At 40.6% G+C, this 21,499-nt stretch carries 11 protein-coding genes and 1 pseudogene; 1 reads left to right on the plus strand and 11 read right to left on the minus strand.

Annotated features, from left to right (window positions below):
• Positions 1 to 123 precede the first annotated feature (123 nt).
• The 11 genes and pseudogenes from NBH07_RS21295 to NBH07_RS21345 form a co-directional block, all read right to left on the minus strand.
• Entirely contained in the window at positions 124 to 894 is a 771-nt protein-coding gene (locus tag NBH07_RS21295; RefSeq protein WP_005860134.1) for an SGNH/GDSL hydrolase family protein, read from the minus strand.
• A 326-nt stretch (positions 895 to 1,220) separates the two neighbouring features.
• A pseudogene (locus NBH07_RS21300) lies at positions 1,221 to 1,391 on the minus strand (glycoside hydrolase family 97 N-terminal domain-containing protein); the annotation flags it as partial.
• Between the two features lie 326 nt (positions 1,392 to 1,717).
• Positions 1,718 to 3,745: a beta-L-arabinofuranosidase domain-containing protein gene (locus NBH07_RS21305; RefSeq protein ID WP_009016719.1), complete on the minus strand. Its 2,028-nt coding sequence runs from the start codon at positions 3,743 to 3,745 to the stop codon at positions 1,718 to 1,720.
• Between the two features lie 11 nt (positions 3,746 to 3,756).
• The gene (locus NBH07_RS21310; RefSeq protein ID WP_009016720.1) at positions 3,757 to 6,975 is read right to left on the minus strand and encodes a glycosyl hydrolase; all 3,219 of its coding nucleotides are present in this window, start codon (positions 6,973 to 6,975) and stop codon (positions 3,757 to 3,759) included.
• A 65-nt stretch (positions 6,976 to 7,040) separates the two neighbouring features.
• Positions 7,041 to 9,380: a glycosyl hydrolase gene (locus NBH07_RS21315; RefSeq protein ID WP_250833592.1), complete on the minus strand. Its 2,340-nt coding sequence runs from the start codon at positions 9,378 to 9,380 to the stop codon at positions 7,041 to 7,043.
• Between the two features lie 11 nt (positions 9,381 to 9,391).
• Complete coding sequence (locus tag NBH07_RS21320) at positions 9,392 to 11,002, minus strand: RagB/SusD family nutrient uptake outer membrane protein (RefSeq protein ID WP_009016722.1); 1,611 nt, start codon at positions 11,000 to 11,002, stop codon at positions 9,392 to 9,394.
• A 13-nt stretch (positions 11,003 to 11,015) separates the two neighbouring features.
• On the minus strand, positions 11,016 to 14,252 hold the full coding sequence (locus NBH07_RS21325; protein WP_229038759.1) for a TonB-dependent receptor: 3,237 nt from the start codon (positions 14,250 to 14,252) through the stop codon (positions 11,016 to 11,018).
• A 313-nt stretch (positions 14,253 to 14,565) separates the two neighbouring features.
• Positions 14,566 to 15,489, minus strand: a complete 924-nt coding sequence (locus tag NBH07_RS21330) for a FecR family protein (RefSeq protein ID WP_009016724.1) — start codon at positions 15,487 to 15,489, stop codon at positions 14,566 to 14,568.
• An 80-nt stretch (positions 15,490 to 15,569) separates the two neighbouring features.
• Complete coding sequence (locus NBH07_RS21335; protein ID WP_009016725.1) at positions 15,570 to 16,160, minus strand: RNA polymerase sigma-70 factor; 591 nt, start codon at positions 16,158 to 16,160, stop codon at positions 15,570 to 15,572.
• 326 nt (positions 16,161 to 16,486) lie between these two features.
• On the minus strand, positions 16,487 to 17,698 hold the full coding sequence (locus NBH07_RS21340) for a DUF418 domain-containing protein (RefSeq protein WP_036630113.1): 1,212 nt from the start codon (positions 17,696 to 17,698) through the stop codon (positions 16,487 to 16,489).
• Between the two features lie 131 nt (positions 17,699 to 17,829).
• Positions 17,830 to 18,975 (minus strand): glycerate kinase, encoded by a 1,146-nt coding sequence (locus NBH07_RS21345; protein WP_009016727.1) that lies wholly within the window; start codon positions 18,973 to 18,975, stop codon positions 17,830 to 17,832.
• A gap of 276 nt (positions 18,976 to 19,251) precedes the next feature.
• On the opposite strand from NBH07_RS21345, the gene NBH07_RS21350 reads away from it, so the two are divergent.
• On the plus strand, positions 19,252 to 21,108 hold the full coding sequence (locus tag NBH07_RS21350; protein WP_008773088.1) for a glycoside hydrolase family 2 TIM barrel-domain containing protein: 1,857 nt from the start codon (positions 19,252 to 19,254) through the stop codon (positions 21,106 to 21,108).
• Positions 21,109 to 21,499: the final 391 nt, after the last annotated feature.

Genomic DNA, 21,499 nt, shown 5'->3' on the forward strand with positions numbered 1-21,499 from the left:
TAGACGATCGTTTTAATCATTCATTTTCATTGTATGATAACAAAATAAGAGGCTTCCCTCACCACTATGAGACAGCCTCTTACCTCTAGGAGAAATAAATATATTATCTCCGATCTCCCTACCTTACTTTTTTAATCCTGTTGCTTCCAACCAGACATTTGCCATTAACTGACGGCCCGGTAAATCGGGGTGTACACCATCCGCTCCCCAATAACGAGCTGGAGCTAATTTTAACGCAGCGTCGAATGCCGCTTGGTAGGGAACAAATATCGCATTAAACTCATCGGCTAGTTTTTTCAACGATGCCCTGTAACCATCAAACTCCGGGAACCATTTGGCATCATCAATGGCGGATCCGCCACGTAAAGCGAAAGGCTCTCCTAGCACTAGTTGGACATTGGGAAGTTTTTCCTTCGTATAATGTAGCAGATCTTGTAAATCCCTTTCATAAATCCCTAATGATCCTTTATAATTTCCCATCAATATATGCCAGAAGTCATTTACTCCAATCAAGATACTTAGCACATCCGGCTGAATAGCCAAGGTATCCAGTTCCCAACGATCTCGTAACTGATATACCTTATTGCCCCCTACACCACGGTTATATATCTTCAATTGCTTATCTGGATAATCACTCAATAAGGTTGAGGCGGCAAATAAGGCATATCCCATACCCATTTGCTCGGGTGTATTACATTGGTTACAGTCATATTTTCGAAACATATCCGTTATCGAATCACCTTGAAAAAGAATCACACTATCCTTTTCCAATTTAATCTTCGGAGATACATTTCCATTTTGTTTACTCACTACTGCCTTCGCCAATTCCGACATGGTTAACATTCCTAAGCCCGCAAAAGCCCCCTTTCTCAAAAAATCCCTTCTTGTGTTCATCATTCTAAATATTAAGATTCATTCTTCTTAATATATACGACTCATTCACTCAATTCACTTACAGAGACAGTCTTTTTCTGCAAAAATGTCCACAATTTCTAGTGAATACTAGTGTTTATTCATAATAAAAAGGTTTCTTTTGTGTCGTTACTCGTTTTTCAGGAATATATAAGGAAGAGTAACAGAAAGGCCAAATACACTTACTATGGGAGGTGCATAGCCTAACCATTATTAAACCGGGCTTTTTTTGTATATAGAATTTAACAATAACTAATATATATCCAAAACCTTAACTATGACGGTACCTGTTGTTGATTAAATGTTTACGGATCATCCACTAGGTTGAAGATCGTATTCTCATCATACATAACATAAGATTCCCAGTTCAGTTGCGCCAAAACCTCATAACGGAAAGCGGTACCGTCATTAAAAGTCCGCACCACCAAATTGATCTTCCGCAAAGGCGCAGCTGCTCCCTCTAGGGGAATGAGCACCTCAACTTGCCATCAAGCGAAGCAAGTTGCACACTTTTACGAGCAAACAACGATAAACTCCCTGCAATGAAGAAAAAGATCATTGAATAGATTGTTCATTCTTCATATATTCATATGAAAATTACTCATACGCTGAATTTTGTTCCCAATTCGGGTTCGAACAGAATTATACATAAACATACAATATTCACCAAGATCTTCGGGATTCGCAAAGAATCTTCAAAAGGACCTGCCCCAAAAGGAGACTAAAATTACCTTTGGAGTAATTCATTTTATGTTATCATGAGGTATCATCAATTAACCAACGAGTAAAATTGCATCGAACTGCGTTATCTCACCACAGGAAACTCTGAGATCCTTAGAGTTGTACATCCATAAGGGACTAAGACGATCTCTTCTTCTGGTTGCTCACTCTTACTTGTGGAAAATGGGAGAGGACCGGTCATCTCATTATATATTCTCCAAGAAGTCATCTCTTTCGCCTTTAGCTTGATCTGTATAGGAGCGTTTCTCACATTCCAGAAATAATCGCAAGATTGCTTGTCCGGGTCTATTGTCACTTGACTATTTTTCTCCAAGTCCTCGATTGTGGCAGATAAAATTCCATAATTCCATTTTGTAGGGGAAGATACCTCATAATAATCGAAACCAAACTGATTTCTCTCTTTTCCTACAAATTCCTTTTTCATCCATCTCTCCTCCATTTTTAGCGCATAGACCAGGGGACCGCGTTCTATCGCTACAGAATTCTCATACCACCGGCTACTCTCAACTTTCATAGGTAAAGATAGTATTACTTGATCACCATCTTTCCATGGTCGATGTAGAATCGCCATATCGCTTCCTCCATTTATTGAATCAGTAATGCCATTAATCGTAACAGCAGCCCCTTTACACCATTCAGGAATACGTAAATGAAACGGGAACGTAACCTCCTTTACGGAATTTGATAATCGGATCGTAAATCGAATTTTATCATCCATCGGATAATAAGTATCCTCTATTATTGAGATCTCATGCCCATCACCAACTTGGGCTACCACCTCTGAAGGAGAATAAGCCAACGCCGCAATACCCTTATCTGGGGTCGCATACCACAGGCTTTGGGTAAATTTAGGCCAAGCTTGATGCATATTAGAAAAACAGCAAGGATAACCAGTCCGCGTTCCATAAATAATATCCGTTGCCGCATGATGTGCATCTTCATAGAAATTATGAGGGTGTCGTGTAATCATGATTTGATTGGCCTGCTGGAAATACTGCTTATTCATAAAATCATCCGTAATCTGTGTGGGAAGCGCATTGAAAGCGATGCGCTCCAAATGATCAGTGAATGTCAGATCACCCGTTATTTCCATCATTTTTTCCAAAGAGTACATCAACTCTACCGCAGAGCATAATTCGGAGCCTTGCGTTGGATTATTTCCATGCAATCCTTCATCTCCTCCAAACATTCCTTGAGGTTGTCCGTTGTATTTGCGAATATCAGCCAATCCCTTCTTTACCGCATCTATATATGACTTTTCCGGCTTCTGCTGGTAATAGATAACAGGTTCTTTAAGCCCTTGTGCTAAATTTACGCAATGGATGGAATTAAAGCGGGTTAAATGATCCCTATTTAGAAACATATCGATAAAATTAAAACTTTGCTCATGCAACAAATTCCCCAAATCGAGGAGAAATGCCTCCCCCGTAATATTATAGAACCAATAGACAGCCTGCAGATTATCACAAGCACGGAATTCGGCCCAAAAAGTCCAATTCCCTAGTGGAGTGGGAGGAAGAGTTGCCAGTTGATAACGGAAATACTTCGTCATAAAATCGATCACTCTCTCATCCCTTGTCGCTGAATAATATTGTTGCATAATTTTCAACATGACCATCCTTGGCCACCAGTCGGCAGAATTATCCCTCTGCAAACCAGGCTCTGGACTATAATCCTTAGATGGACCAAAGAAACCATCCTCCCGTTGACTTTTCAATGTCCACTCAATCCAAGGCTGGATTTTTCTCTTTAGATTATCATCATCCAGTATATAGGCCAACGGAAGTAAACCATCTATCCAATAAGGGCCTCTTTCCCATTGATCCCCATCACCGCCTAGCCATCCATTGCGTTCTCCCATTACCTCCGGATACAATGTATCCATCTGGCTAGAAGCCCCGTCTCTCTGTCGTTCCAACATTTCAAGAAGCCATCCCTTCGCCTTAATACTCCCCAATGGTAACTCCATATAAGGTTTTCGAATCAGCGGATAGCGATTATTTAAATAATTGGAGTTATCTGCCTTAACGTCAAAACGTCCACTTAATATTCCCAGAACGAATAAGAATGATAAAAAGATTTTTTTGCTCATAATCGCACTTTTTAATAAGGTATTGATAATAAACTAACAGGTCCTAATAATCCTGAAGGTTGCAATGGAGAATCTACATTCCAAGAATTATGATGCGCCCAAGTCGGACGTTTTTCTGGAGGAAGGCGAAGATCCCCGATCAAACGATTCATCCATGTACTGGAGACCTCTATCTCTAGAACATTTTCCCCTCTTTTAACCATATCTGTCACATCAATACGATAAGGAGCTGTCCAAACTCCACCCGCATATTTACCATTGACTTTTATTTTAGCCATTGCTATAACTTTGCCTAAATCCAAGAAAAGCCTTTTATCTAGCTCCTCTTGAACTTCAAATGATGTTTTGTATATGGCTGTTCCTGAAAAATATTTTATACGGTCATCCTCATGCCTTGTCCAATCTATTAATTTATTAAATGCAACAGGCTCGACAGGACCTCTCTTATATTGATCAGACTCAAAAGTAACTTGCCATGGCTTATCAATTTCTACAATAGTCTCAGGCTTAGGGAAATTAGCTTCCAATTCGGTAGACAAAGGCTTACCATGCCTACGAAATACCATAAAACAACTTTGGTATGCGTCTAACTTTAAAGGTACTTGTGTAAATTCTTCATTTTCTATGAAAGAAGGTAATGATCTTGTCGAACCGGTAACCGCATCCCATAATTCAGGGACTTTACCTTTCACACGGAATTTTGGCAATGTGACGATTGCTTTATCACTTTGATTCGAAATAAAATAAATCTCATTTCCGTCAACGGTACGATGGGTATAGAGTGCGGGAGAATCATCTTCAAATAAACAATCCGGGATAATCCCTAAATCATCAAAGACCTCTTTTAGTTCTACGTTCGTAAAAATCTTTCCACTTCCATAAGAACGTTGTTTTACGGAAAGATCACCCCACATCTTTTTCGCAAGTTCATTCACCTCTCTATCCGCTATCGGGTAATTCTCCATACTAGGAGAACAAACAGGGGGATAGCCAAGTATTATTGCTCCATCAAAAACCAATCTTTCAATTTTCTTTAAAACAGAAGGGCGCATGGTTCTCATCTTAGGTAATACCAATACACTATAAGATGTACCATGGGGCAATACTAGTTTCCCATCCTTGACTGATAAATCATTAATCAGCACCTCCGCATTTATATAATCATAAGAATATCCCTTCGGCAGCTCAGGATCACGCACACCCGTCATCTTTGGAACATCCTCTCCGATAAAAAAAGCGACATCCGCAATATTTAAGCCCTGCTGTAGCATATAATTAGATCGTTTAATATAATCCGTGAAAAGATCAAGATGAGAATACCACGTATTCAAACGATTAAATTCATTACCGAAACTCGTATTGACACCCGGTGGACGATTAGCGTAAGGTTGATGAATGTAAACATGCAAAAGTGTGTTATTAACACCTTCGGCAAACGACCAATCACCTCGTTTCTTTAACATTGCTGGGTAACGGCTATATGAACCTTCCCCACAGGTAAATGATTCAGCAGAGACTTTCGACTTTCCATAAATGTGAGCGCATGAAGAAGCAGCCCGATTCTCTATACTTCCCAAAGTACCTTCGTTCCAAAACTCTCCCCCAACTTCGTCTGATTGCCCTCCATATTGCAGGAACTCTCCGGGAAATCCCCAATGGCCATAATTTTCCAACCAAGTTGTCATTTTATGTTTATGACTTATCTCTCTTAAACCACCTACATAGTCATAAGCGATTTTATCCGCTATTAGTCGTCTTACATCCCATAGAAACCTATCAGAAAGATCCGGACTGCCAATGGTGTGACCTTGTAGCACAGGTAGGAATGGTGCCGGATCGTATCCATAATGTTCTCTAAAATTCTCAATAAAACCATCGGTAAAGTTTTGACCTCCTGTCTCATAACTATCTTGGACTACAACCTTCAACGTTTTTCGATCGGATTCTGGTATACGCTTTAATATCATTCCTAAGTAAGAATCAAAATGACTTGCCACATGTTCCTTATTCATTTTATCGATCTCAAGTCCTGTTCCTTCAGATGATGCAGGTGCATTCGTTACACCTGTAGGTGTCATTCCCATTCGCATAATGATCCATTCTCCTTTTGGCGCATTCCATGTCAGCATACCTTTACTATCCATGTAATCAGAAATATCTAAAATCTCATTAGGCTGTACCACGGAATAATCTACAACCTCGGGTTGCTCATCCCACAGATAATCATTCCAATAAGGAAGCGGTGTCTGGTGCATTTTAGCCAATGTTTTTTCTGCGAATCTTTCGACAAAGGGTGTCGAAGAAAGTAAAATACGTTTAATACCACTTCCTTTGTTGGCCTTCATCACAAGCCGAAGTTTTTTATCCGTTATTTCTGGTAATCGTATAGCTACAGGAGCATAAGGATCAAAACCGACATTTAATGCCGCATTCGTCCGATTCAACGTAAATTTCTTTAAGCTCTTGAATGAGTTTTCTATTGATATCTGTAATTCAACAGTCGCATTTATAGGACGTTCTTCCGGATATAAGATAAGACTCCTTGCAATCGTTTTTTCAGACAAGGGAATATCTATTATCACCTCGTCTTCATTAAACGATATTCCTTTTCCGGCATCTAAATTCGTTTTTAAGCGAGCCGGAAATACCGTATAATTTATTTTATCCAACAAATTATCATAATAATCCTTTTTTACTGGCATCGCTATAACTTTAACATCTTGAAATTCATTTGAAGGTTGCGCAAGATACTCTTGAACTCTGCACGGTCCTGTTACTCTTTTTTCTGAATGGGCGAGATATCTCATTGACTGTTCTGGCTTCACCCAAGGCCCTCCAGATTGACTCCAACCCGGACTATTAAAAAGACCTATTTCAATATCTAATTCTGTCGCAGTCTTTAAAGCTGTATGTAAAATATCCCACCATTCATCCGTGAAAATTTTCACGCTTCCATAAGGAGCCTCGTTGGGGGATAAACCTATATTTCCAATAAAAGCTCTATTGATCCCTTTCTCCTTCATTGAGTGAAGATCTTTAATTACAGCCTCCTTTGATAAATTGTCATTAATCCAATACCAATATATAGAAGTCTGTATATCTGCTGGGACATTTTTAAAATATTTCTCAATCCTATTGAAATCCGATTCACTTCCTAAAAGCATTGAGGAAGTAAATAAAAATGAATAAATAATTAAAACAAAATAATGCTTATAAAAATTTCGTCGCATAATCTAACTTTAAGATTTACCTGATTTGCGATTGAGTAAAAAACTCAATCGCAAATCAGCATTTTTCACTTATCACCTATTATAAAAATCGATTTTACGGGAGATAGTTGGAGCCTAAATGTTGTATACACGATATTATCATTACCTATCTCATACTTAACAGGTATTTCCTTTCCTAAATCTCCTGTATAAGGATTCCAAATTTCCAAAGATAACTTTCCCTTCAAACGCACATCCGTCTCAACAAAAGAGTCTGTAGAGTTTGCGAAAAAATAAATATCCTTTCCATCTTTTTGCTTATGAATATAAGAAAACATTCCTAATTTTTCCGGGGGAAGGCCTCGATATTCATCTACTCCCAACAACGGACGATGCAAAGCATCCAGCTGGTCAAGCGAGCCCACCGTATTTATATGAACATCCGGACAAGGCAATAATAAATCGATAGCATTAGCCAGTAGATCTTTTTCCGCTGAAGGAAGGAATGCCGCTTTACCTCCTCGCTCGTTCGATACAGCAACAAACTCATCAAGACCTGGCTCTGAATATTTCTCACCAAATATCTCTTTTATAAGTTCTACCAATTCTTTATCCCTCCCAAATTCCGCTGATTTCTGAGGGAATTGATGCGTTATTAAAAGCTTTCCTCCCGTATCATAGAAAGTCTTGATCTTGTTTAGGGTCTCCACTGACAACACGTACGATGAAGGTATTATTAACAATTTATATTCTTGGTGCGTAATCGGAGTTGTCAGACGAATCTCCCCATCAACGATCTGATATTTATCCTTTAATAGTTCCTCGGGATGAATAAATGTAAAATCTTTACGAATTTGTCCTGTCAACATATCTCCTATCTGGTTGTAATCTGTACCCGGAGGCACATCTTTCCCAATAGTAGGACGAGTTGGATTATCCCACTCATACCATCCTTCCAATGACTCAATCGGGTATAAAATCGCGATATCCACTACTCGATTACCATCTTGCAATAACGTAGAAGCACGCGCCACATAATCACTATAGGAATGTAGAGCCGGTCCCAATAATTTACTTTGATGCCCTATTAATGGAGGAATTTTCACCATGGTTGGGTCATACCACATCCCATGAGGAACAAAGAAGTTCGCCCCTCGAACCATTAATTCCATCGCTCCTCTATATAGCATAAAGGAATCCATATCAGCCCTATAATTGCCATAAATCTCTACGGCAACATTGGGACGATTATAGGTATCCGCTGCCGAGCTTATCAGCTTAAATCCCGGGCGCCCGTACGGATAACCGTGAATAGCATCCATCAAAGGGACCGAGACATAGCGATAGAATTTAAACGGGTCACCATACATGTCAACTGCTGTCGGCTCGTAATTTCCAGGTGGATGTCCCATACTCACTAAATCGTGTCGTTCACTCCATTCTCCTACTTTTTTAGGATAACCCTCCCCCATAAGTTCAGCGCGCAATCCATAAAGAGCCACACGAGCAGCCTCCGTTTCTTCCCCGATATGGTACCATAACGCAGGATAATATAAAACAGCTTTTTTCTTATATCGTTTTTCAAATAAAGCAGTAAGCTCCGCATTCCAATAGCGAGAATTACCTAAGTAACCAACATCGTCAAAAAACGTTCGCTTAACGATTTTTCCAAAAAACTCATTAAAACGAGCACTGTATTGATCATACGTCATTGATATAAAATGGTCTACGGCTGCTTTATCCATATAATCCAAACGAGAATCCACATTGTATTCCAAGAAAAATGACAAAAGCTTCCATTTACCCTTAGGAGCCTGCCATGTGAGCAATCCCTCATTATCCACACATTCGGTTAGGTCGATCCGTTCAAAAGTCTCCATATTCATAGCGACCGCTCCCATAAAAAGGTCTTTTACAGGCAGTTTTTCCTTGACCACCCGCCCACCTAAGATATCCCACTCTTTTTTACTTAAACGTTTTTGCGTATATTGAGGAAATTCTTGCTTGAGACGACCGCCTAATACACCACTTGGAAAATCCACATCGTCGTATAAAATAACCTCCGTGCCTAGCTGCTCTGAGCACTCTAAAATGTCTCGATAACGATCGAAATAAGATTCACTCAAATATTCGGGAGTCGTTCCGGGGCAAATTTCCTTGCCTCCCCACATCTTGGCAGGAGTTAATGACAATACTGCCACACCGCCAAAACCATCCTTTTGGTACGCATCTGTAATTTGCCTATAAATTCCCTCTTTCGTTAATTCCCCATTTATATGCCAAAAAGGTTGTGGACGATATTCATTAGGAGGAGATATGAATTTAGCCTCCATCTCTTTTCCCTCATTATGGGGTGTACCAAACGCACACCCCGTAAACAAAAGTAGACCACTGATAGCTATATTTGCTAAATTTGTTTGTTTCATTCTACAACATATTAATAACCATTATTTTGTTCTAAGCTTTCATTGCTCTTCTGAATTTCCGAATAATGAATAGGCAAGACAAAGAAAGCATCCTTCCATTCATTTTTCCTGGAATCTAAAGATAATACGTATCGTTCATAAGAGAATTTCCCTTCACCATCTTTTATGATATTAAGGCCTACTATTGGCGTATTATCAGCGATTTTCCACCTGCGCAAATCGAAGAAACGATGTCCCTCAAATGCTAACTCGATTTGTCGCTCGTGATAAATTCGCTTCAATAAGGCCTCTCCACTATCTGTTATAGAAGGCATATTTACGCTTTTACGAGCTCGAACCTTATTCACATATTCCCGAGCGACATCCTCATGTCCTAATTGGAACTCTGCTTCTGCATAATTCAAATAGATCTCGGCTAAACGGAAGAAAGGAAATGGAGTTGTATAATGATGGGATTGAGATACAGGTTCGTTCTCGTTCACGAACTTCCTACAATAGTAACCAGTCATTGTCATATCTTGCTGAATCATATCCGCTCCATCCTTAAATGTTTCAACGATACGACCATTCAAGCTGGTTGAGCCATTGTAATAAATACAATCATAAAAACGCGGATCTCTATTCTCATATGGTTTCTCCGGGTTATAAATCGATTTTGGATTTATGTCTCCGCTCTCAGAATTTAACACCGGTATCTCGCCGTCTAAAGTCTCATAAGCGTCAACCAGATTTTGAGAGGGAGTAGCCCATCCTCGGCCACCATCACCTGTACAGGTTAAATTAAAGCCCAGCATGTGAGAATATGTCTCACTGAACTCTTTAGCAAAGATATATTCATTGTTGGTTACATCAAAAAACATTTCTCGATAATTGTCACATAATGAATATCCCTTATCTAGTAGCTCTTTCGCCGCATCTGACGCTTTTTGCCATCTTTCTTTATCATTGTCCGGATTATTCAAAGCACTCGCATTATAAAGCAAGACTCTTGACTTTAAAGCTCTAGCAGCATTAGCTCCGACTCTATTTCTCTCGCTTGGCCGATCTGGCAGATTCGCAATCACATCATCCAAATCACTGATAATGTATTCTACACACTCATTATAGGTATTTCGTTTGACATTCGACCAATCACTATTGATATCATAAACCTCCTTTATAATAGGAACACCGCCATAAGAACGGATCAAACGAAAATAGATGAATGCACGGATAAACTTCATCTCATTTATCATCGTATTCTTAAATTCTTCATCCACCCTGGAGGATTCAATATTCTCAAAGAACATATTTACCTTATGAAGATACCCATAGCCAGTATTCCAATAGTTTAAGACATCGCTGACCGATCCTACATTATCCGACGTTAAAATATTCTCCCTGATATAATTACATCCTTCATCATTATATTTTTGATAGACCTCGTCAGAGAAAAAAGAATAACGGTAAAAATTATCTTGTCCCACAAGAGCGTTGTACTGATCGTTAACGTACATCTTTATCAGATTTTGATCCTGCCAGACAACCGGATCTGAATAACTGTCGCTTGGAATTATATCTAACGCATTGCAAGCAGTTAGAGCAAACATAGCCGAAGCTGCATATATTATTAGATTTTTCATATAATTAATTTATTTAAAATGAAACATTTACACCTAAATTAATCAAACGTTGCGGATTCAAGGCCCAACCGCCATACCCGGAACCTGTTGCCTCTGGGTCAATTCCCATACCTCTCATATGGTCGAAAGAAAATAAATTTGTGCCGCTCAAATAAACACGAGCATTCGCAACACCTATCTTCTCCCGAACCGCAACGGGTAAAGTATATCCGATTTCCGCATTTTTCAGTTTGAAAAATGCGGCGTTTATATTTGTGAATGTAGTACCGTTAATTTTATTAGGTGTACCTAAGCGAGGCTTCGTCCCATCCGTATTTTCAGGAGTCCACATATCCTCCGTCCACCATTGCATGAGATTTCCCGCTCCACCAGACGAAGGATCGACCCATGTTTCTTGTATGGTATTAATAACTTTCGCTTGTCCCTGAAACAATAAAGAAAGATCAAATTGCTTCCAAGTAATGCCCAAATTCACGCCGTAGACGATTTGAGGGATATCGGTCAGATCTTGACGTATTCTATCCAGCGAGTTGATCTCACCGTCTCCGTTGGCGTCCCATATCTTGATATCACCGGCCATGGTTCCCGGTCGTTTAGGAACATTTGAATCCGCCATGTCAGACTCGCTATAAATACCGATCGCTTTATAACGCAATGAACTTCCAATCGGATGCCCTTCCGCCTTTTGATATTCTTCCGCCATCGGTGCCTCATCCGAGAACACAACATTGTTTTTCGCATAAGTAAAGTTGCCAGAAATAGAATAAGAGAAATCTTTGTTGACCGATTTCTGGTGACCAATCATGAATTCTATGCCTTGATTCTCTGCTATACCTATATTCTCGTCGGGTAATGACAAGCCTGTAAAAGCCGGGATAGAAGCATTTCGCTTAGATAATATATTTGTTCTTCTTGATTTGAACCAGTCAAACTCGAAACTTAATTGTCCCCCGAAGAAACGAGACTCTATACCAACATCATAAGAATTCGAGACTTCCCATGTTATATTAGGATTAGGAGCTCTCTTTTGGGATAGTCCGGAAACTTGTGCGCCATTGAAAACAGATCCAGCGGTAAGTCCATATAACACCATGTATTGATAGGCATCAACTACATCATTTCCCATTTGTCCCCATGAGGCTCTTATCTTCAAATTATCCAACCAGTTAATATCCGACATGAATGCTTCGCGAGAAATAGTCCAGCCCGCCGACACTCCCGGGAAAAAGCCATATCGATTTCCCTTGGGGAAGTTTTGAGAACCGTCATAACGAAACTGGAACTGCAACATATACTTATTATCATAATCATACATCGCACGGCCAAAATAGTTTATACGAGCTGTCTCTCCCCATAAACCATCATTCGTTTGCGTATTGCTATCGCCAAAAGGCAATTCCGGAACCACTCCCGAAGCGAAATTGCCTCTATAACCTTTCAACATACTACTCTTTGCCTTGCTCTCCTCAAAGCCAAAAAACGCATCAATCGTATGGACCTCATTAAAAGTGTTATGATAGTTCGCACGGACATTCCCCGTCAAATTCTCCGTTCTTTTTTCCTCGACCGTTAAAGAAGGGCTGGAGATAGTCGGCACGATAATTTTTGAGTACTCTCCTGTCGCTTGATCGTAATTGTAAACATAAGCTACATTCTTAAATTGCTTATACTTCTGCTGATAAAAATCATAAGCAAAGCTCCCGACTAAAGACAACCCCTTGACCCACGGGATATCAATCGTGATATTCGCTTGTGAGTTGAAGAGCCAACGATCGGTCTTTGTCTCACCGGCTTCTCCCGATGTTTGTACTAATGGATTATCTCCATCACGAGCAGGAGCGGCCAAATCTGTCCCGGGATATTTCGCTAAAATTGTCGGTAAATTCAAAGCGACATGAGAATACATAGATCCTCCATTCACGGAGCCATCACGAGGAAGCACACGACCTAGTTTTTTCGCAGATAAATCTAAACTGATTTTTATATAGTCATTTACTTTCGCATCCAAATTAGAGCGGACATTTATTTGTCTATTATAAGTGAATCCATTATTAAAAGGAGTTCCTTGGTTCAAGAAACCTCCAGACATGAAATACTGTACCCTCTCGCTTCCCCCACGCAGAGAGAGATTGGCTTTGTCCTGGTGAGTCCATGTTTTTTGAACAGTTCTGTACCAGTCCGTATTCGGGTAATTCAAAGGATCTGACCCATCGGCAAACTTCCGTATCTCTTCCTCGGTATAAGTAGGCTCTAATCCCTTTGTTATATTGGCCCAATTTCGTGCGGTCGCATAAGTTGCAGCATCGGCCATCTTTACGATTCGTGTAGGTTGGGCAAATGAATGGTTGTAAGAAACGTTTATGGTAGGCTTAAGTCCCGTTTTACCTCGTTTGGTCGTGATCAAGATAACGCCATTTGCAGCTCTTGATCCATAAATCGCAGCAGAAGCGTCTTTCAATACGGAAATCGACTCTATATCATTGGGATCCATCCTTGACAAGATACCATCTTCCTCCGTTCTCGCAATACCATCTACTACATACAAAGGCTCTGTATTACTTCCATACGTACTTTTTCCTCTGACAAAAATAGAGGTCCCCTCGTTTCCAACCTCACCGGAACGAGTATTGATAATTACACCAGACAAGCGACCGGCCAAACCTGCCGCAACATCGGCGGAAGGGCTTACGGCGATATCATCCGCTCCAATCGAGGTAATCGCAGCCGTTACCACTTCTTTCTTTTGTGTTCCATAACCTACGACTACAACCTCCTCCAACGCTTGCGTATCCTCATTCAAGACAATCTTAAAGTCTGATTGATTATTGACATGTATCTCTTTATCCTTATATCCTATATAAGATAGGACGAGTACCGCATTGGACGATACGTCAGAAATGGAGAAGTGACCATTGAGATCCGTAATCGTACCATTTGTCGTACCCTTCACGACTATGTTCGCTCCAATAATCGCATCTCCGTCCACATCTAAGACCGAGCCCGTGATATTTTTCTTGGGTACTTGTTGGTCTGACACATTGACCTTCTTCAATATAATATTCTTCCCTTGGATCTCATACGTCAATCCTTGACCACGCAAAATTTGTTCGATTACCGCATTGATCGATTGATTTTCCGAAGACACGGATATTTTCTTCCCTGTATCCACGTCCGCAGACGAGAATACAAACGAGTAGCCACTCCTACTCTTCAGCTCATCCATCGCTTGTTTTACTGTTATATTACTCATTTTCAATGTTATATTCTGAGAACTAACAGTTAAATTTAAGCAAAACGAAGCCATGGCCACATAAATGACCTTTTTTACAACTTTCATAAATAGCTTAATTTTTAGTAATTTAACTTGTGATTGATGATGACCTTTCAGAGTATTGATTACATTTGTATTCCTCATCCAGATCATTTGCATAATGTAATTTGAGGATTTATGAGTCGGAGGATCTAGCCCATTCTCCGATTCCTTTTATGATCCTGTTACTCCTTTTTTAATCTCCTTCCATATTCTCCATATTAAAACAATTTTAAGGTTAAACAATTATCTATCACTTCGCATAAAGCAGAATACTATCACCTTCCACTTTATATCTTACTTGATTTGTCGCAGTTATAATATCTAACACATTATAGATAGTCTGTTCTTTTCTATTGAATAACGCATAAAAGCGATTATGGGTTAACTGTTCATCCGCAATATGAATCTTCACATTATAGCTACGATTCAGTTCTTTCACAATGTCAGATAGAGGCATCTCATCGAAGAATAGTCCATCGTTTGTCCATTCCTTAGCGTTTTTCACTTCCGCTCGGCTTATAATCATTTCCCCGGTAAGTTTATTCAAGGTAACCTTCTCTGAAGGAGACAAGTAGTTTATTCCCATCTTCTTTACATAATTCTCTAGCTGAACTTTTCCTTCCAACAGATTCACGGTTACCTCTTCGTCCTCGTCATAATTCCGGAAGTTGAACTTAGTACCCAATACTTTTACATTCAACTCTTTCGTCATTACATCAAAAGGTAACTTCTCATTTTTCCTCACCTCAAAATAAGCCTCTCCATTCAGCCGAAGATGGCGGTCTTTCACCCCAAAACCTTGCGAATATACGATCTTTGAGCCAGCGTTTAACCAGACCAATGTGCTATCCGGTAAAATCAGCTTGGTCTTGGCCCCTAAAGGAGCTTCCACCAAGATATCCGCAAACTGGTTCTGTAATTGCCGCTCACCCCACCAATAGGAAATCGTAGAAGCGATCAATAATAGGATAACCGCTGCCGCACCATAAACGATTTTAGGAATATTGAATACCGTACGGCGTTTTTGCTGGGTACGAGAAACAAAACGATCGAACGCCTTATCGACATTATAGGCACAGGAATCATCGGCAGCCAAAGCAGAGAACCAAAGTTCTTGTTCTTCATGATCAGGTAATGATCGCTCGTTTTTCGTATGTGATTTCTTTTCTTCCATATAGATTAAATATCCAGCTTTTATATATAAGACAGTTATTTCTCCTCAAGGGGTAGTGAGAAACATCAATTTTTTCATTCTCACAAGGAGAAAAATGATATCAACAAGATCAGATACTTCCTCAGATCTTGATGTAGGCGGGTTAAAGCCATCTTTATGTGGTATTTAACCGTATTGACAGAAATTCCTAGCTCTGTAGCGATTTCCTCATTTTTCTTATGCTCAAAACGGCTTTTTCTAAAAACTCGTTTACATTCATCGCCTAAACTATCGATTGATTTTATGATCTCCTTCTCTAACTCCCGTTCAAGTAATATACCGAGCGGCTGTTCATCCGATTGTATCATAGCGTCCCACCCTAAGGTCTCAGACTCAATCTTCGAGAAACGAACTTCCTTCTTTTCCTTTTCTGATGAGATATGGTTATAACAGCGGTTCCGCACAGCCCGCATTAGATAAGCACGAAGAGAGCTATTTATATCCAATGTCTCACGGATTTCCCACAGATGAAATATCACATCACCAACTATAGTCTCCGCTAGAAATGGGTCGCCAACCAACTCATTGGCAAATTGACATAGTAAAACATAATGACGATCATATAAATATCGATAAGCATCTTGCTCGCCATTTCGTAATTTTTGCACTATTAACCGCTCCTTAACATCCATCTCATCGCAAAGATGAGATTTTAAAATGAAAATTAAAAATATTATTTCTAATTATACGATCTTCCATCCACAGCTTTTTCATTTACCGCTCCGTTTAAATGAAGCTTCTTGTAGATTTTTATATGTGCTCTGGTTTTCAGTGGAAGGATTCGGGACAAACACGTACGACTTTCATCCAAAACACGTACATGTTTTTTCAAAAAGTCGTACGTGTTTTGGATGAAAGATCATCGTGCTTTTTTGACTCTGATTTTTAGCATTTTATACACTAGGCTCATCAATGGTCTTGTTGTACGGAATTTGTATTGAGAACAAAGCTTTCCGGCTTAACCCAAACGAATGGGTTGCCATCTCATATACGTGCCGGTCCGCCATAACCACTCCATCGGGCCGTAGCGCAAGCCCGACAGCCAATATTGGCTAAAGGCAATCTGTATGGCCGTAAATCCAAGGCAGACCAATACACTCAAGAAAACACCCAAATGGCTCCAATCCAAGCCAAAACCGGAGAAAATAAAGACACCGGTCACGGATTGTACGATATAGTTTGTCAATCCCATACGCCCATAGCTAACCAATGGTTTCATGGCATTTTGAACTTTTACCGAGCGGTAAGCCTCTAAGACCAACACCACCCACAGATAAGCCGTCATCAGATTAATCAAGTTAGTTGTCGTAGCACCCATCCACGCATTGATAGAGACCTCACGCCAAGATGCGGCAGGTATATAAGGTTTTAGCAGATACAACAAGCCGATTAAAACCAACGCGACCAACGCCCCGTAATTCAAACGGCTACGGAACTCATCCATGCGTTGGAACAAGCGGATCCGGCCTACGATAAATCCGAGGATAAACAATCCCAAGGTCAGATAGATACGACCGCTGGCAAACTGGAAATTCATTTTTCCTACCAATCCGTCCCAAGCGTTGTTCTCAATGGTCTCGGCTAATGTCGGGACTCGCCGGGGAGCCTCAGCACGAGCGATAGGTGCGGCAGCCGGTCTTTCCACCACTTGCTCGACGGCAGGAGCCGTTACAGCCTTATACGCTACGGGAATTAGCGAGGCACCGCCCAAGAAAAGGAAAAGGGTGATTCCCACCAATAATTTAGTAGGCCATTTATACATCAATACCAATACAAAACCAAGCAACGCATACACCAACAAAATATCTACACGGACTAATAAACCATGAACAAAACCAATCACAAGCAACAATACCAATCGCCATAAGAAACGAGGACGCAAATCAACACCTTTTTGAGCTGCCCGATCCATCTGGATAAAGAAGCTCAAACCAAACAGGCAAGAAAATATAATGAAGAACTTGCCAAACACCAAGTAATTAATAAACCACCGAAAAATCTCATCCAGCGTCCCTTCCCAAGGGAACATGGCTTGGGGAGCCATTGTCCCCATAGCGCCAAAATGCTGCATCGCATGAATCAAGCAAATACCAATCAAGGAGAAGCCGCGCAGAGCGTCGATTACCGTAATACGTCCACCGGACGAAGCAAGTGTCTTATTCATTTCCATATCCACTATAATTTTTATTCTTATTCGTTTTTTCAAGTTTGATAACGCAAAAGTAAATGGTGGCACTAAACACCGCAATACCTCCAAACTCCAAAACGAAAACAATATACCTTATCACGAATATCCCTATGTTAATGATTCATATAGTATTGGATTACACGCAATTGTTGTTCCAAGGCACGCCCAATATTCCAGCAAGTGAAATCCTTATCCATCGCCTGCTCCAAGGAAACCGGATAAGGAAGAAGTGGCAAAACCGCCAGAAACCCGGATTTATTAAGCGCCTCTACCTCCTCTACGGAACCACCCATTACGATAACCGGGATACCCTGTCTCATGCCTGCCTGCAATACTCCGCATGGGGTCTTTCCCATGCAAGTCTGTTTATCCAGTTTACCTTCTCCCGTAATAATTAGATCCGCCCCCCGTATACATTCATCAAAACGCAAGGCATCCAGAACCATCCGGATACCGGGTTTAAGTTCAGCCTTTAGGAAAGCGACAAATCCTCCACCTAAACCACCTGCGGCTCCCGCACCCGGAATGTCGTCTATCTTTATTCGTCCCGTTCTTTTTATGACTTCCGCAAAATTTCGCAAGCCCTCATCCAGCAAACGGACCATAGCGTCGTCCGCTCCCTTTTGGCGGGCAAAGACATACGCCGCCCCTTTCTCACCATAAAAAGGGTTATTCACATCGCAGGCTATGGTAAATGAAGTTTCCCGCAATTGCGATAATGCCCTTGAGCAATCTATCTCATAAATCTGATTAAGGATCTGCCCACCCAATCCCAGCTCATTCCCTTTTCTATCAAGAAAACGAAAACCCAAGGCCTGCAACATACCGGTTCCTCCGTCATTCGTTGCGCTTCCCCCTATTCCTATCAAGAAATCCCGGCAACCACGATCCATAGCGTCTTTTATCAACTCACCGGTTCCATACGTCGTTGTTCTCAAGGGATTACGTTCCGACACAGGCACTAACGTAAGGCCACTCGCCGTCGCCATCTCGATAACCGCCGTACGATTATCTCCCAGTATCCCATAAGTGGCCTCGACCGGCCTCATCAACGGATCATGTACGACACAATATACGGCTTCTCCACCCATCGCCGTAATTAAAGTCTCCACGGTACCTTCTCCCCCATCCCCAACCGGGATTTTCACGACCTCGCAATCCGGAAAGACCTTACGGATTGCCAACTCGGCACATTCAGCCACTTCAATAGAAGATACTGAGCCTTTAAATGAATCGGAAGCAACAACAATTTTTCTCATTTAATCTCCTTTTTACACATATAATAAAATAAATCAATTCCTTCAAGATGTCCCAATATATAGATTTTAAATCAAATGAAGTACTACTTACTTGGGTAGAGAAGATATACTTCATTGGCAAAGTAAGCTATCTCCTGCGACAAAATAAGTATATCTCCTGCGACAAAAAAACTAAAAGTGACATTTTAATGCGGTTACCCTTCATAGTCTTTCAAGAATTTGTCTAATAGTATTCAAATTTTTATTTTTGCATTTATTATAATACAATTATACATTATGAAACAAAAATTGAACATTACTACATTCTTACTGTTTTGGTGCATCACCGCTTTATGGTCTATCCCACGTCCCGAATATCCCCGTCCACAATTTGAACGCATGGATTGGGTAAATTTGAACGGAGAATGGACTTGCTCATTCGATTTCGGAGGTACCGGAATGGAACGGGAGTTCTATAAATCGAACGGTTTTGACCAAAAGATCACAGTGCCTTTCTGCCCGGAAAGTAAGTTATCCGGCGTAAAATACACGGATTTCATTCAACATTTCTGGTATCAGCGTCCTATCACGATCCCACAAGAATGGAATGGAAAGAATATAAGACTTAACTTTGGAGCTGTTTATTATAAATCGGAAATATACATTGATGGAGTCTTAGCCAATCGCCATTTTGGCGGAACCTCTTCTTTCGCAGTAGATATCACCTCCTTGGTAACACCAGGAAAGACACATAGCCTAGTCGTATATGTAGAAAGTGACCTACGAAGCGCAAAACAACCGGCAGGAAAACAAAACCTACAATTTGAATCCTACGCCTGTAATTATACCCGGACCACAGGTATTTGGCAAACGGTTTGGATGGAGGCTGTCCATCCGGAAGGATTGCAATCCGTGCAGTTGCTGACAGATATAGACCAACAACAATTGGTTGTGCGTCCTCGTTTCTATAAAGAACTAGGAGGTAAATTGCAAGTAACCGTAAAAGACAACGGTAAAATAGTAGCCAGCCAAACCATTACGGCAAGCTCCTTATCTTCTGCTATTCTACCCATCAAGAAAATGAAAACATGGAGTCCGGAAAACCCTTTTCTGTACGACTTGGAATACAAAGTAATAGATAAGAACGGGAAGGTAGTAGATGAGGTAAGAAGCTATACAGGTATGCGTAAGGTACATATCGAAGGCAATAAGATTTATCTGAACAACAAACCTTATTACCAACGCTTGGTACTTGATCAAGGATTCTATCCCGATGGAATTTGGACGGCTCCTAGCGACGAGGCGTTAAAGCATGACATCGAACTCTCCATGGCGGCCGGCTTTAATGGTGCCCGCCTCCATCAGAAAGTATTCGAGGAACGTTTCTATTATTGGGCGGATAAGATGGGCTATCTTACATGGGGGGAAGCTTCCAGTTGGGGAATGGATTGCAATGATACGGAAACCGCCCGGAATTTCATAACTGAATGGACCGAAATCGTAGAACGTGACCGTAACCATCCTTCCCTTCTTATCTGGACACCTACAAACGAGGAGTTCTGGCCTGATCGCATACAATATCCGCGCCTGATGCACGACCTGTATAACCTAACGAAAATGATAGACCCGACGCGTCCTTTCCACGGTACCAGCGGTGGTGTACACATCGCTACCGATATCTGGACAATCCACAATTACGAGCAAAATCCGGAAGAATTGAAAAAGCAACTGTATAATGACGGTAAACTATTTGTCACCCCAAAATGGGAAATACAATTGATGCCGAAAAATATCGGTTTCAACGGCCTGAAATATACAGACCAATACCAATTCCCGGAATATAAAAAAGATATGCCTTATTTAGTTGATGAGTTTGGCGGTATAAAATGGAACCCGTCACAACAGATGGAAAGTGCCCAAAATACATCTTGGGGATATGGAGAGCCCCCCCATTCTTTAGAAGAGTTTTACAAACGTTTGGAGGGCCAAGTTAACGCTGTCCTATCTCTTTCGAAGGATATCTGGGGATATTGCTATACACAGTTGACTGATGTGGAACAAGAGCAAAACGGTATCTATTATTATGACCGTACGCCAAAATTCGACATGAAGCGTATTCATGATATCTTCAGCCAAACCCCGAAGGTAGAATAACATCATGATCTTAGTACGAGGGACAGTCAATATGTAACAACCAAATTTTATCAGGGACGTATCCACATGGATACGTCCCTTAATTTTTACAGATTACATATTTATCTTTATCTCAAAAATTTAATAAATAAAATAAATAACCTTGATAAGTATCTACTTTCGTTTGGTTAATTTTGAATAGCACAACATTATTTATCAACAGATTCTCCTCGAACTCCACCACCTTCTCAGTAATGACCTGCGGTTCCGTACAATCTATGCTCTAAGTTTTTTCATATTCATTTGCAATTATCACCAGCTCAAATATTTTAAGACAAAAGGGAAAAATATTAGCTCTTTACTTACAAAATAAAAAAATACGGAACTCACCAATGAATCCCGTATTCTTTAA

It is taken from the genome of Parabacteroides sp. B2-S-102 (assembly GCF_023656665.1).
GTDB classification, from domain to species: Bacteria; Bacteroidota; Bacteroidia; order Bacteroidales; family Tannerellaceae; genus Parabacteroides; species Parabacteroides distasonis.

What these genes read in the sequence shown, in the direction of transcription:
- NBH07_RS21295 (WP_005860134.1), bottom strand. Translation starts at nt 894, where the DNA reads ATGAACACAAGAAGGGATTTTTTGAGAAAGGGGGCTTTTGCGGGCTTA.
- NBH07_RS21305 (WP_009016719.1), bottom strand. Translation starts at nt 3,745, where the DNA reads ATGAGCAAAAAAATCTTTTTATCATTCTTATTCGTTCTGGGAATATTA.
- NBH07_RS21310 (WP_009016720.1), bottom strand. Translation starts at nt 6,975, where the DNA reads ATGCGACGAAATTTTTATAAGCATTATTTTGTTTTAATTATTTATTCA.
- NBH07_RS21315 (WP_250833592.1), bottom strand. Translation starts at nt 9,380, where the DNA reads ATGAAACAAACAAATTTAGCAAATATAGCTATCAGTGGTCTACTTTTG.
- NBH07_RS21320 (WP_009016722.1), bottom strand. Translation starts at nt 11,002, where the DNA reads ATGAAAAATCTAATAATATATGCAGCTTCGGCTATGTTTGCTCTAACT.
- NBH07_RS21325 (WP_229038759.1), bottom strand. Translation starts at nt 14,252, where the DNA reads ATGAGTAATATAACAGTAAAACAAGCGATGGATGAGCTGAAGAGTAGG.
- NBH07_RS21330 (WP_009016724.1), bottom strand. Translation starts at nt 15,489, where the DNA reads ATGGAAGAAAAGAAATCACATACGAAAAACGAGCGATCATTACCTGAT.
- NBH07_RS21335 (WP_009016725.1), bottom strand. Translation starts at nt 16,160, where the DNA reads ATGGATGTTAAGGAGCGGTTAATAGTGCAAAAATTACGAAATGGCGAG.
- NBH07_RS21340 (WP_036630113.1), bottom strand. Translation starts at nt 17,698, where the DNA reads ATGGAAATGAATAAGACACTTGCTTCGTCCGGTGGACGTATTACGGTA.
- NBH07_RS21345 (WP_009016727.1), bottom strand. Translation starts at nt 18,975, where the DNA reads ATGAGAAAAATTGTTGTTGCTTCCGATTCATTTAAAGGCTCAGTATCT.
- NBH07_RS21350 (WP_008773088.1), top strand. Translation starts at nt 19,252, where the DNA reads ATGAAACAAAAATTGAACATTACTACATTCTTACTGTTTTGGTGCATC.